This window comes from Demequina sp. (genome assembly GCF_016278775.1).
In the GTDB taxonomy this organism is placed as follows: domain Bacteria; phylum Actinomycetota; class Actinomycetes; order Actinomycetales; family Demequinaceae; genus Demequina.
In genome coordinates this window covers 17,718-29,688 of sequence record NZ_JADQBF010000030.1, presented here as the reverse complement: position 1 = coordinate 29,688, position 11,971 = coordinate 17,718, and the positions used below count along the sequence as shown (strand labels likewise).

Genomic DNA, 11,971 nt, shown 5'->3' with positions numbered 1-11,971 from the left:
CTCGTCAGGCTGTGACTTCGGTGCGGGGAGGCGGGCTGCGCCGCGGGGAGGCGGCGGAGGTGCGGGGAGCCGCGCGGAGGTGCGCAGCAGCGGCGCACGTGAACGCAGCGCAACACACCAGGGACCAGCACGGAGTTGCCGCGAGGCTTAGGCGGACGTTCTCACGGTCACGCGCCGCGTCGTCACCTTCACCGTGCGACCCCTGGTGCCGACGCGCGTTCGCACCTTTGGCCCTGCAGCGCTGACCTCGTCGCTCGAGTTGACACGATGCGCGCCCAGCCACGCCGCGGCCATCAGGATGGCGCGGGTCGTGAAGTCCACGAAGATCAGCAGCGTGATCACCGCGGCGATCGGGCCCAAGATCGGGTTGTCTGCCGCAGAGCCCACAAGCGCAGAACTGGCCACCCGCAGGATGCCGATCACCACGGCCGCGGCGAATAGCACGGGCAGGATCGTGCGCTTGGGGCCGCGCGCGCGTCCGAGCACCACGACTGCCATCGCCACAAACAGCATGTCGATCACCAGGCCCACGAACAGTGCGGGAATCCGAAGCACCCACTCGCTCGCAGTGCCATCGCCGATGAGCCCCACGAACCAATCCGCCGCGCGAGACGCGATCACCTGGACCACCACGCCGGTCAGTGCGATGAGCGCAATGCCCACCAAGGCGACAATGTCCCGCAACTTGCCCTGGAACGGGTTGCCGCTCTCGCGGCCAAGCATGGAAACCACGCCAGCGCGCAAGCCCCCGACGAACCGGGCCGCACGATTGGCACCCACGAGGAGCGCCAACAGTCCCACCAAGCCAGTGACCGGCGAGGCGAGTTTCGCACTTTCGGACACGAGTGCGTCCTCACCCTGACCCACCACGCCCGGCACGGCGTTGGACAACACGTCGAAGACCGCCTCGCGCACTCCTGGGATGTAGTCGGCGAGCATCGAAATCAAGGTCGCGCCGATCACCAGACCCGCCGCGATCGATATCAGCGAGTAGTACGCAATGCCGCCCGCGAGCACGTTGCCGTTGTGGTCCCCGTAGCGCATGATCATGCGACCCGCTCGAGTCTCGTCAAACCGCGACTTGAGCCGTTTGCCTTTGGCGGCCAGGCTCCTGGCCCTCGCCTTCACGGACGTGGTGTCCGCCATGGGCCCTCCTTGGATGCGTCAGCGATGCTTGAGTGGTAGCAGGCCCACGCGCTCGTAGATGCGCTCAAGCGTGGCTTGGGCGATCGCAGAGGCCTTCTCGGCTCCCTGGGCCAACACAGAGTCCAACCGCTCGGGGGACTCGATCCATTCCAGCGCGGCCTCCCGCACGGGTGTCAAAGCCGCGACCACCACGTCGGCGAGGTCCACCTTGAGGTGTCCGTACATCTTGCCTTCATAGTCGGCCACGATGTCATCCACTGGCCTTCCCGTGAGGGCCGAGTAGATGGTCAGCAGGTTGGACACTCCGGGCTTGTGCTCGCGGTCGAAGCGGATCACCGTGTCGGTGTCCGTCACTGCAGACTTGATGCGCTTGGTGATCGCCTTGGGATCGTCGAGGATGTCGATCACGCCGTTGGGGCTCGACGACGACTTTGACATCTTCGCGGTCGGGTCCTGGAGGTCGAAGATCTTGGCGACCTCCTTGACGATGTGGACCTCCGGAACAACGGCAGTGCCCTCGCCCAGCCGCGAATTGAGTCGCTGTGCGAGGTCGCGCGACAGTTCCAGGTGCTGGCGCTGGTCCTCGCCAACCGGAACAACGTTGGTGTCGTACAACAGAATGTCCGCGGCCTGGAGGATCGGGTAGGTGAAGAGCCCGACGTTTGTTCCTGACTCCCCTACCTTCGTCGACTTGTCCTTGAACTGCGTCATGCGCGAAGCCTCACCCATGCCGGTGAAGGTCGACAGAATCCAGGTGAGCTCGGTGTGCTGAGGCACGTGCGACTGCACAAACAGGATGGAGCGGTCGGGGTCGACGCCTGCGGCAAGGTATTGGGCCGCCGTCGCCCGGGTGCGACGCACGAGCACATCTCGGTCGGGCGACACGGTGAGAGCGTGCAGGTCCACCACCGAGTAGATCGCGTGGTGAGTGTCTTGCAGGGCAACCCATTGCGTCAACGCGCCCAGGAAATTCCCGAGGTGAAGAGAGTCCGAAGTGGGTTGCATTCCCGAAAACACGCGCTGAGTCATGGGGACATTGTTCCAAACTCTGGGGATGCCGCCGACGCGCGGTGTCGAACCTACGTCGCTTCGTCGTCGAAGGGCGCCCCTGCGGAGCTTGTCACGGCGTCGTGTTCGCCGGAAGCCGATCGCCTCTCGCGCCGCGAGCCGACCGCAGCGGTCCCCACCGTTCCGACCGCGCCGGTGGCGACCGCCGCGACCGCGGCGGTTCCCGTGGCGGGAGTGGCGTCGTCGTCGTCGTCATCGTCGAAGAGAGCCTCGCGCACGATGGTGCGCGGGTCGTACTGGCGAGGATCGAGACGCTGCCAATCGACATCGTCACCAAACTCCGACTTCAAGGCGCTCTGCCCGTCGCGCAGCGCCGCACGCGCCCGCTTCACGAGCGCCCGCAAACCACGCACGTACTCCGGGAGTCGATCGGGCCCCACCAGAATCACCGCAATGACGGCGATCACCAGGAACTCTGACCCGTTGATGTCGAACATGCCCCTATTGTGACTCGTCGTCGCCGGAAGTGCCGTCTCCGTAGTCGAGCGAACCGAGGGTGCCGAGGGTGACCGTCACGTCTACCTCTGATCCATCACGGTCAAGGGTGAAGGTCACCTCGTCACCGGGAGCATGAGTCCGAATCTTCACGATGGCCGTGTCGGGGTCCGCCACAGGGACTCCGTCGATGGCGATGATGATGTCGCCGCCGACCATGCCTGCCTGGTCTGCGGGGGAGCCCTCGACTACGCCGGGGATGCCGCCTGTCTGTGTGGCGTCAACGACCCTCACTCCCCTGCCGTCGTACGTGGAGTCCAGGTTGGCGCCGATGGCGGGCACGTCTGCCGAGCCGTCGGCGATGAGTTCTTCGGCGACGCGTCGGGCCTGATTCGAGGGAATGGCGAAGCCGAGCCCCACCGACCCAGCGCCAGTGGCCGACGTCGCGCCTGGCAGTGCCGCAACGGCAGAGTTGATCCCGATCACCTCGCCGTTCATGTTCAGCAGCGGGCCGCCAGAGTTGCCTGGATTGATCGCGGCGTCCGTCTGAATGGCCGCCATGTAGGACGCCGTGTTACCTCTGCCGGTGGTGACCGGGCGGTCTTGAGCCGACACGATCCCCGTCGTCACCGTCGACTCGAGGCCGAGTGGGGAACCCACGGCGATCACTGCGTCGCCCACCACCATGGCGTCTGAGTCGCCGAGCACGAGCGGGACCAGGTCGGCACGATCCACCTTCACCACGGCCAAGTCGTAGGCGGGGGACGTGCCCACAACGTCTGCGTCCTCCATCTGCCCGTCGCTAAACAGCACCTGCACGGTATCGCTAGCGCCCTCGACCACGTGATTGTTCGTGAGGATGTAGCCATCGGATCGAATGACCAGCCCGGAACCCGTGGAGTCACCCGTGGAGGTCTTGATCTCGAGCTGCACCACGGAGGGCAGAGCAGCCTTGGCCACGGCCGCCACGGAGCCCTCTGCGGGCTCACTGGTTCCGTTTGACGACGACACGGGAAGGGTCACGGCCTGATTCGTCACCGACGAGTCGGCAGGACCCCACTCTTGCCAAGCGGCCGCACCGCCCAGGCCGCCTACCAGGCCGAGAAGCAGGGATGAGATCACGACGGTGGCGCCGATGCCGCGTCGAGGCGGCACTGGTCGCAACTGGGGAGCAGGGACTGCGGGGACGACGTACTCGCTGCTCGCCTCCGAGCGTGGTGCCGGGGCACCGAAGACTCGGTCTCCTGGCACATCGGCACCGTCCGACGCGGCTGGCTGGCCGTGAGCCTGCGGCGACTCCGTGGAACCGTGGGCCTCGGGGTCGGAGCGCACAGCGCCTTGCGGGTCCGCGCTCGCAGGGCGCGGCTCGTCAGGAGAAGCAAACAACTGGGACATCAATACTCCTAGCGACTGAGCGCGTCGGCGAAACTCTCGAAGCCATCAAAGACGCGGTCAACGAAGCCGGGGTCCGAACCTGCCGGGAACTCGGCAGCTGCTGACTCCAGCGTGTTCAAAGAGCACTCGCAAGACAGCGCCACGACAACGTCGCCCGTCTGCCACACCAAGGTCGAGGAGACACCCGACTCGACGATGTAGACCTGTGCGCCGTCGACGCGTGCAAGAGGCATGCCCGCCGTGACCGCCGGCGCGAGGTTGCCATGTTGCTGGACCACCGTAATCGGCACCATCTCCGCCAGAAGGTTCGCCACCAGCACCAGCTGGCCGTTACGACGCTCGACGACTCGCGCATCCACTGGGATCAGATCAGACTTCGCGAAGTCGGGATGAATCCACGAGCGCAACAATGCGCCCGAACGCATGCTCTGCGGATCGAAATAGGCAACGGACGACGTGCCTGCAGGCTTGCGCGGCTCAGTGAACTCGAGCGACAGGTCGTGTGGAGCGCCCTCTTGCCAGGCGGCGCCGACGACCAACACGGCGACGATCATCAGCGCGGCGGCGCTGATCATGGGACCGCGCCGTGGGGGACGTGTCGCACGGGCGTTCTCCGGGCGTTCGGCGGCGGCGATCTCGGCGATCCTGGTGCGGTCGAGCAGTTGCTCGGCGAAGCGCATGTCGATTCCCGCTTGGGAACTATTCAGTGCGTCTCTTGCCGCGCGAAGCTCGTGAAAGCGGGCAGCGCATTCTTCGCATTCACCGAGGTGAGCCATCGCCACGTAGGCGCGGTCGCCCCGCAACCTGCCGTCGAGCAGGTCGTGAATCGTGTCACCGAGGTGCTTGGGCTTCACTGCCCGTCCCGTGAGGGTGCGTGATGCGCGAGCGAGTCGCGAAGCCGGGCGCGGGCGCGGGACAAGCGGGATCGGACGGTGCCCAACTTGATGCCGAGCGTGGCCGCGATCTCTTCGTAGGACAGACCCTCGATGTCGGAGAGCACCACGGCTGCGCGGTACTCGGGCGGCAGGTCGCCAAGGGCCTCGATGATGTCGGCGCCAAGGTGCGCCATCTCGAAGGCCTCTTCTGGTTGTCCTGACCGCTCTTCCCTGTCAAAGCTGTCTGACGTCGCCACTGCGGCGTCGTCGTCTGCCATGAAATCGAAGCGGATGCGGCTCTTGCGGCGCATCCGGTCAAGGAACAGGTTGGTGGTGATGCGGTGCAGCCAACCCTCAAAAGTACCCGGCTTGTATTGCGACAACGAGTTGAAGACGCGCACAAACACGTCTTGAGTCAGGTCTTCCGCATCATGCTGGTTTCCCGTCAAGTGGTACGCCAAGCGGTACACGCGAGAGGCGTGCTGCTCCACAATGGCTTGCCACGTCAGATCCTGAGCGTCGACAGCAATAGCCGCGTCGGCTGAATTCATGCGTCGACCTCCTTCACGCTTCCCCAACGTTCCCTGATGGTCCTATGTTCCCACGCGCGAGCCGCCCCTGCCATCGGCCACGCGACGGATACCATCTGTTCAGGAGGTGCCATGACCGTCGACCCTGCTCTGACGGCGTTTGCCGACGAGTTCGCGGGCGAAGACGACATTCTGCTTGCCGCGCGCGATGCCGCCGATGAGTGGGGTGTCGATGCCTTGTCGCCCGGCACTGGCGCGACGCTGACAGTGATCGCGCGCGCCTGCAATGCGAGGGCGGTCGTGGAGATCGGCACCGGCGTGGGAGTGTCTGGCGTGTACCTGGTCCGGGGCATGGCCCCTGGCGGCATCCTCACCAGCATCGATGTGGAGCCAGAGCACCATCGCAGTGCGCGCGCCACCTTCGCTGCCGCCGGCTTCGCTCCCGAGCGCACGCGCCTCATCACCGGCCGCGCTTTGGACGTGCTGCCACGGCTCACGGACGCCGGCTACGACCTGGTGCTAGTCGACGGGAGGCGCACCGAGTTTCCTGACTATGTGGAGCAGGCCGTCCGCCTCACTCGGGCAGGCGGCATCATCGTCATGGCTCACGCACTCGGCCACGGCCGCGTCGCGGACCCCACCCAGCGGGATCCCGAAACGACGGCAATCCGTGAGGCAGTGCGCGCGGTGCGCGGAGCGGAGGGCCTCACGGCATGCCTGGTTCCGGTGGGCGACGGGCTCCTGATCGCCTCAGTGGACGCCTAAGCGCCCGCGCGGCCTACTTCAGCGCGCCCAGCAAGGCGTCGCCAAGTGACTTGACCTCATCGGCGTTGATCTCGACGACCAAGCGCCCACCGCCCTCGAGTGGCAGGCGCATGACATAGCCGCGACCCTCCTTCACGACCTCCATGGGGCCGTCACCGGTGCGGGGCTTCATAGCAGCCATGCGGGGTTACTCCTTGCGCTGATGGGGCGACACGTGCTTGTCGCCACCACTATTCTACGCGGCGCCGAAGGGGTTCCCCTAATTCCCCGCCAGCCCGGAACCGTTGCTACTCGCTACCCGTGTGCGGCTCCACCGTTTGCACCACAGTCGCCAAGGCCTCGTCGATGTCGTCCGTCACTGTGATCAGGTCGAGGTCACTCTCGCTGATCTTGCCGTCGGCGACAACGACGTCACGAAGCCAGTCCATCAAACCGTCCCAGTAGGCATGTCCAAACAGGACGATGGGAAAACGGGTGATGGTGCGTGTCTGGACGAGCGTCAGCGACTCGAACAGCTCATCGAAGGTTCCGAAGCCTCCGGGGAGCACGATGAACCCCTGTGCGTATTTCACGAACATCATCTTGCGCACAAAGAAGTACCTGAAATTGAGGCCCAGGTTGACATACTCGTTGACGCCCTGCTCGAAGGGCAGTTCGATACCGAGGCCCACCGAGACTCCGCCTGCTTCTGCCGCACCCTTGTTCGCGGCTTCCATGACGCCGGGACCGCCGCCCGTAATGCAGGCGAAGCCCGCCTCGACGAGTTTGGCGCCGATCTCTTCCGCGATGGCGTATTCGGAATCCCCTGGCTTGGAGCGAGATGAGCCGAAGACGGAAATCGCAGGCCCCAGCTCGGCCAGCGCCCCGAAACCCTCGACAAACTCCGACTGAATGCGCAGCACGCGCCACGGGTCGCCATGAACCCAGTCAGGGGCATCCTGGCTTTGCAGCAAGCGACCCGATGCGGTGGTGCTGGGCACGTTCTTGCCGCGCAGCACCACCGGTCCGCGGTGGTAGTCCTTCACAGGTCCTCCTGAGGGCGGTGGTGGATTGTCACTGGTCATGCGGTCAACCATGCCTTGAGCGCGGCGTGGCACGCGTGCATGTGGTCGATGGGGCAGCGTTCAGCGTCTCCTGAGGCATGAGCGAGCTCTGGGTCTCCCGGTCCGTAGTTGACCGCAGGGATCCCCAACTCGCCAAAGCGCGCCACGTCGGTCCACCCGAGCTTGGCGCGGGGCGCGTCGGCTCCAGTGGCCTCGACGGCGGTGACAAAACTCTGGGCGAGTGGCGCGTCGAGCCCCGGGCGTGCTGCGGCGGACTCGTCCGTCCACACCACGTCGCGGGACACGTCGGCGTCCGCGTACGCGGCGTCCACGAACTCGCTCACGCGCTGCTTGGCCGCCGACACGTCGATACCCGGGGCGAAGCGATAGTTGATGGTGACGGTGCACGCGTCGGGGATCACGTTGCCCGCAATGCCGCCCGCCACTCCCACGGCGTTCATGCCCTCGCGATACACCAGGCCGTCCACCTCAACGCTTGCGGCGTCGTACTCGCTCAGCGCGGTCAGCAGGGGCGCGGCCAGGTGGACGGCGTTGACGCCCTTCCAGGAGCGCGCGGAGTGAGCGGCCTTGCCGTGCAGTGTGACCTCGCAACGCACGGTGCCGTTGCACCCACCTTCGATCACGGCCGACGTGGGCTCCCCTAAGATCGCGAAGTCGCCGACGAGCAGGTCGGGTCGCTCCCTCACGATGCGTCCGAGTCCCGACCGGGACGCCTCCACCTCTTCGTTGTCATAGAAGACCCAGGTGACATCGCGTGTGGGTGTGGACAACTCGACGGCGAGCGCGAGGTGCACGGCCACGCCCGACTTCATGTCGACCGCGCCCCTGCCGATCACCTCCCGACCGTCATCGGACAGTCGCGACGGCACGTTGTCTTTGATCGGCACGGTGTCGAGGTGACCCGCGATGATGACCCGCTCGGGGAGACCCAGCGTGGTGCGAGCCACGAGCGCGTCGCCCACCCGCGTCACGTCAAGGTGGCCGCAGCCCCGCAAAGCCGCCTCTACAGCGTCGGCGATGACGCGCTCGTCACCCGACACGGACGGAATGTCGATCAAGGCCCTGGCGAGATCCTCGACCGGCGCGGCGGCGTCAAGCGTCATGGGGCCAGCCTATCCAGATGGTCGTGACGCCCGGGCCTGCGCGTGAGCCAACGCCACAGGAGCATCGCCCACACGATCGAAGCGACCACGAGCACGATCCAGGACAGCATCGGGACGGGGGTGATCGGGATGAAGTGCACCTCGACCACGAACTCGCTCACCCACGCGAGCGCTATCCACAGAAACGAGCCCAAGAACGCCCACTCGACCCACCTCGCCCCGTGTGGCCGCGGTGAGCCCTCCGGACCAGGATCCTGGTCCGACTCATCGTCATCCCGGGCCTTTGGGGCGCGCACAGGCCAATCCACATCCCGCGGAGGAATTTCGGCAGGTTCCCAGCCATCCTGACCGTCCCAAGCCTTCATGCCCTCATGCTAGGTGGCGCAGACTCTGCGAGCCGGACGCTCGTACCACCGTGCAGGTCTGGGAGCCGTAGGCTTACCGCCATGAAAGCGCACGGTTACGGACTCGCAACTCTCGACGGCAGCGGCAACACTCTCGACGCCTGGTACCCCGCACCCTCACTGGGCCCGGCTCCCCAGCAGCCGAACCCTCCCCAGCAACTCGAGGCCGCGGTGCGCTCCGACCCCTTGCGCCAGATCTCGACCGAACTCCTGTTGATCGAGATCGACACCGACGACGCGCCCGAGACCGTGACCGACGCCTACTTGCGGCTCCACCTCCTGAGCCACCGGATCGTCAGGCCTCACGGCATCAACCTCGACGGCATCTTCGCGATTCTGCCCAACGTGGTGTGGACGTCCGCGGGGCCGTGCGCCATCGAAGGCTTTGAGGCGACGCGCGGACGCTTCCGCGCCTTTGGACAACACCTCACGGTCTATGGCGTCGACAAGTTCCCCCGCATGGTCGACTACGTACTGCCCGCTGGCGTGCGCATCGCCGACGCCGACCGCGTTCGCTTGGGTGCGCACCTGGCCGAGGGCACCACCGTGATGCACGAAGGCTTTGTGAACTTCAACGCCGGCACCCTCGGCACCTCCATGGTCGAGGGGCGCATCTCCGCGGGGGTGACCGTCGGCAACGGTTCGGACATCGGCGGCGGCGCCTCCATCATGGGCACCCTCTCCGGTGGCGGCAAGGAGGTCATCACCATCGGCGAACGCTCGCTGTTGGGAGCCAACGCCGGGCTCGGAATCCCCTTGGGCGACGACTGCATCGTCGAATCGGGTCTCTACGTGACGGCAGGATCCAAGGTGCGAATCGTCGGTGCCACGGACGACGACGGCGAGCCTGTGGTGGTCAAGGCGCGCGAGCTAGCAGGCAAGAACAACCTGCTGTTCCGCCGCAACTCGCTCAGTGGCGGCCTCGAGGTGGTAGCTCGCGAGGGCACCGGCATCGAACTCAACGCCGCCCTGCACGCCAACTAGCGATGTCGCGAACAGGAGCAGCAGTGACGACGGTCGCCTTTGTCGCCGTCGGCGCAGCAGCCGTCTACTGGGGACCGGGCCTCTTGGGTGAGGATCAGCCGAGCCCACCCACCGAGCGCTGCACGGTCACACAAGGCGAGGCCCACTACTCGCTCACAGCGGAGCAGGCGAACAACGCGGCACTGATCGCCGCCGTCGGAACGCGCTTGGGCTTCGACAACGCGGGCGTCACCGTGGCGCTGGCGACCGCCATTCAAGAGTCCAGCCTGCGCAACCTGGATCACGGGGACCGGGACTCGCTCGGGCTCTTCCAGCAGCGACCGTCTCAAGGCTGGGGCTCCATCGAGCAGGTCACCGACCCGTACTACTCCACTGAGACGTTCTACGCAGCGCTACTGCGCGTCGACGGTTGGGAAGACATGGCGGTCACCGACGCGGCCCAGGCCGTCCAACGATCGGGGTTCCCGCTCGCGTACGCGGACCACGAGGTCGAGGCGCAGGCATGGGGACAGGCCTTCACTGGCGGCGGCGGCGTGGTGACGTGCTCGGTGGCGGGGCCTCCAGTCGCGACCCCCCACTTGCTCGCCGACCGGCTTGCCGCCGACTTTGGGGACGGGGTCAACGCCGTGGACGTGCTTGACACGGACGAGGCCGAGACGACTTTGGGAATTCGCCCCGGCGTCGACACCCCTGCGGCGCGGGCCGCGCTCGCCGCATGGGCCGCCGCCACAGCGTCCGCTACCGGCGTGGTCTGGGTGGAGGGCGACGACGTAGTGGTCGCCATGGACGGCTCATTCGAATCGGTCGAGCCGACTGATGAGCCGGACGGTTACGAGGGCATCAAGGTGGCGGTCGCGACGCCTTAGCGCTCGGACATCTCTACGTAGTCACGCTCAACAACGCCCGTGTAGATCTGGCGCGGGCGGCCGATCTTCGTCTGAGGGTCATTCATCATCTCGCGGTAATGCGCGATCCAGCCGGGCATGCGCCCCAGCGCGAAGAGCGGGGTGAACATCGGCACGGGGAACTTCATGGCGGAGTAGACCAGGCCCGTGTAGAAGTCGACGTTCGGGTAGAGCTTGCGCTCGATGAAGTAGTCGTCGCTCAGCGCGATCTCTTCGAGCCGCTTCGCCATGTCGAACGTCTCGTTGTTTCCGCCGAGCTGATCGAGCACCTGGTCGGCGATCCGCTTGACGACGGTGCCGCGGGGGTCCTGAGACTTGTACACGCGGTGCCCAAAACCCATCAAGCGGGCGCCTTCCGCCTTGTCCTTGACCTTGGCCACGAACTGCTCGATCGAGTCGCCCGATTCCTTGATCTGGTCGAACATCTTCAGCGCCGCCTCGTTGGCGCCGCCGTGGAGCGGCCCCGACAGGGCGCCGATGCCCGCAGACACCGAGGCGTAGATGTTCGCCTGAGACGAGCCAACAATGCGCACGGTCGACGTCGAACAATTCTGCTCGTGGTCGGCGTGGAGGATGAGCAAGAGGTCTAGAGCGCGACGCACGGTGGGGTCGATATCCAACTCGCCGTCTGGACCAGAGAAGGCCACTCGCATGAACTCGTCGACGTAGAGACCACCCGGTCGAGGTTCGATGAGCTCGCCGCCGGTGACGCGGCGCTGCATGTACGAAATCACGACAGCCGTCTTGGCGAGCAGTTGCACCGTCGCCAACTCGATCTCGTACTCGCCGCGCCCCACAGACTCGGGATAGAAGGTGCTGAGCGCGCTCACCGCGCCCGACAGCACCGCCATCGGGTGCGCGTCTCGCGGGAAGGCCCCCAGGAACGTCTTGATGCCCTCGTGCACGTGCATATGGCGCGCCACGCGGTTGTTGAAGGCGGTGAGCTCCGACTGGCTGGGCAGCTCTCCGTGAATGAGCAGGTAGGCGACCTCGAGGAAGGTGGAGTGTTCGGCCAGCTGCTCGATCGGATAGCCGCGATACCGCAGCACGCCATTTTCACCGTCGATGTAGGTGATGGCGCTCTCACAAGAGGCGGTGTTCGTGAACCCTGGGTCTACCGTGACCATGCCGGTATCGCGCAACAGGTTGCTCACGGCGATTCCGTCGTTGCCGATCGAGGCGCGTTCAATGTGCAACTCGGTAGTAGATCCGTCCACCGTGAGTTGGGCGTCCTTGACCTCCGTCATGTCTCCTCCTTTGAAGCGCACCGCCCACTGTGACACGGGCCCCCGCTTGG

14 protein-coding genes are annotated in these 11,971 nt (G+C 65.9%); 3 read left to right on the top strand and 11 right to left on the bottom strand.

Going from position 1 to position 11,971, the window contains the following annotated elements:
• Positions 1-147: 147 nt before the first annotated feature.
• From QZZ33_RS05010 to sigE, 6 genes are read right to left on the bottom strand one after another with little or no spacing between them, the layout of a single operon-like run.
• Entirely contained in the window at positions 148-1,146 is a 999-nt protein-coding gene (locus tag QZZ33_RS05010; protein WP_291378626.1) for a YihY/virulence factor BrkB family protein, read from the bottom strand.
• 18 nt (positions 1,147-1,164) lie between these two features.
• The gene (trpS, locus tag QZZ33_RS05005; protein ID WP_291378625.1) at positions 1,165-2,175 is read right to left on the bottom strand and encodes a tryptophan--tRNA ligase; all 1,011 of its coding nucleotides are present in this window, start codon (positions 2,173-2,175) and stop codon (positions 1,165-1,167) included.
• A gap of 50 nt (positions 2,176-2,225) precedes the next feature.
• A complete protein-coding gene (locus QZZ33_RS05000) occupies positions 2,226-2,651 on the bottom strand; it encodes a twin-arginine translocase TatA/TatE family subunit (protein WP_291378624.1) in 426 nt (141 codons plus the stop codon).
• Positions 2,652-2,655: 4 nt separating this feature from the next.
• The gene (locus QZZ33_RS04995; protein ID WP_291378623.1) at positions 2,656-4,044 is read right to left on the bottom strand and encodes a trypsin-like peptidase domain-containing protein; all 1,389 of its coding nucleotides are present in this window, start codon (positions 4,042-4,044) and stop codon (positions 2,656-2,658) included.
• A gap of 8 nt (positions 4,045-4,052) precedes the next feature.
• Positions 4,053-4,898 (bottom strand): hypothetical protein, encoded by an 846-nt coding sequence (locus tag QZZ33_RS04990; protein ID WP_291378621.1) that lies wholly within the window; start codon positions 4,896-4,898, stop codon positions 4,053-4,055.
• On the bottom strand, positions 4,895-5,470 hold the full coding sequence (gene sigE / locus QZZ33_RS04985) for an RNA polymerase sigma factor SigE (RefSeq protein WP_291378619.1): 576 nt from the start codon (positions 5,468-5,470) through the stop codon (positions 4,895-4,897). Before sigE ends, QZZ33_RS04990 begins: the two co-directional genes overlap by 4 nt.
• 111 nt (positions 5,471-5,581) lie before the next feature.
• Between sigE and QZZ33_RS04980 the strand changes: the two genes are divergently transcribed.
• Positions 5,582-6,214: an O-methyltransferase gene (locus tag QZZ33_RS04980; RefSeq protein ID WP_291378617.1), complete on the top strand. Its 633-nt coding sequence runs from the start codon at positions 5,582-5,584 to the stop codon at positions 6,212-6,214.
• Between the two features lie 13 nt (positions 6,215-6,227).
• On the opposite strand, the gene QZZ33_RS04975 is transcribed toward QZZ33_RS04980, so the two are convergent.
• The 4 genes from QZZ33_RS04975 to QZZ33_RS04960 form a co-directional block, all read right to left on the bottom strand.
• Complete coding sequence (locus tag QZZ33_RS04975) at positions 6,228-6,395, bottom strand: DUF3117 domain-containing protein (protein WP_226095576.1); 168 nt, start codon at positions 6,393-6,395, stop codon at positions 6,228-6,230.
• A gap of 106 nt (positions 6,396-6,501) precedes the next feature.
• Positions 6,502-7,278: a TIGR00730 family Rossman fold protein gene (locus tag QZZ33_RS04970; protein WP_291378615.1), complete on the bottom strand. Its 777-nt coding sequence runs from the start codon at positions 7,276-7,278 to the stop codon at positions 6,502-6,504.
• Positions 7,275-8,381 (bottom strand): succinyl-diaminopimelate desuccinylase, encoded by a 1,107-nt coding sequence (gene dapE / locus QZZ33_RS04965; RefSeq protein ID WP_291378613.1) that lies wholly within the window; start codon positions 8,379-8,381, stop codon positions 7,275-7,277. The genes QZZ33_RS04970 and dapE overlap by 4 nt, the downstream gene beginning before the upstream one ends.
• Positions 8,378-8,746 (bottom strand): hypothetical protein, encoded by a 369-nt coding sequence (locus QZZ33_RS04960; RefSeq protein ID WP_291378611.1) that lies wholly within the window; start codon positions 8,744-8,746, stop codon positions 8,378-8,380. The genes dapE and QZZ33_RS04960 overlap by 4 nt, the downstream gene beginning before the upstream one ends.
• Before the next feature lie 81 nt (positions 8,747-8,827).
• On the opposite strand from QZZ33_RS04960, the gene dapD reads away from it, so the two are divergent.
• Together dapD and QZZ33_RS04950 are read left to right on the top strand one after the other, a co-directional pair.
• Positions 8,828-9,769 (top strand): 2,3,4,5-tetrahydropyridine-2,6-dicarboxylate N-succinyltransferase, encoded by a 942-nt coding sequence (gene dapD, locus QZZ33_RS04955; RefSeq protein WP_291378609.1) that lies wholly within the window; start codon positions 8,828-8,830, stop codon positions 9,767-9,769.
• 23 nt (positions 9,770-9,792) lie between these two features.
• Complete coding sequence (locus QZZ33_RS04950) at positions 9,793-10,635, top strand: hypothetical protein (RefSeq protein ID WP_291378607.1); 843 nt, start codon at positions 9,793-9,795, stop codon at positions 10,633-10,635.
• On the opposite strand, the gene QZZ33_RS04945 is transcribed toward QZZ33_RS04950, so the two are convergent.
• Complete coding sequence (locus QZZ33_RS04945; RefSeq protein WP_291378606.1) at positions 10,632-11,921, bottom strand: citrate synthase; 1,290 nt, start codon at positions 11,919-11,921, stop codon at positions 10,632-10,634. The two genes, QZZ33_RS04950 and QZZ33_RS04945, sit on opposite strands and share 4 nt — an antisense overlap.
• Positions 11,922-11,971 lie beyond the last annotated feature (50 nt).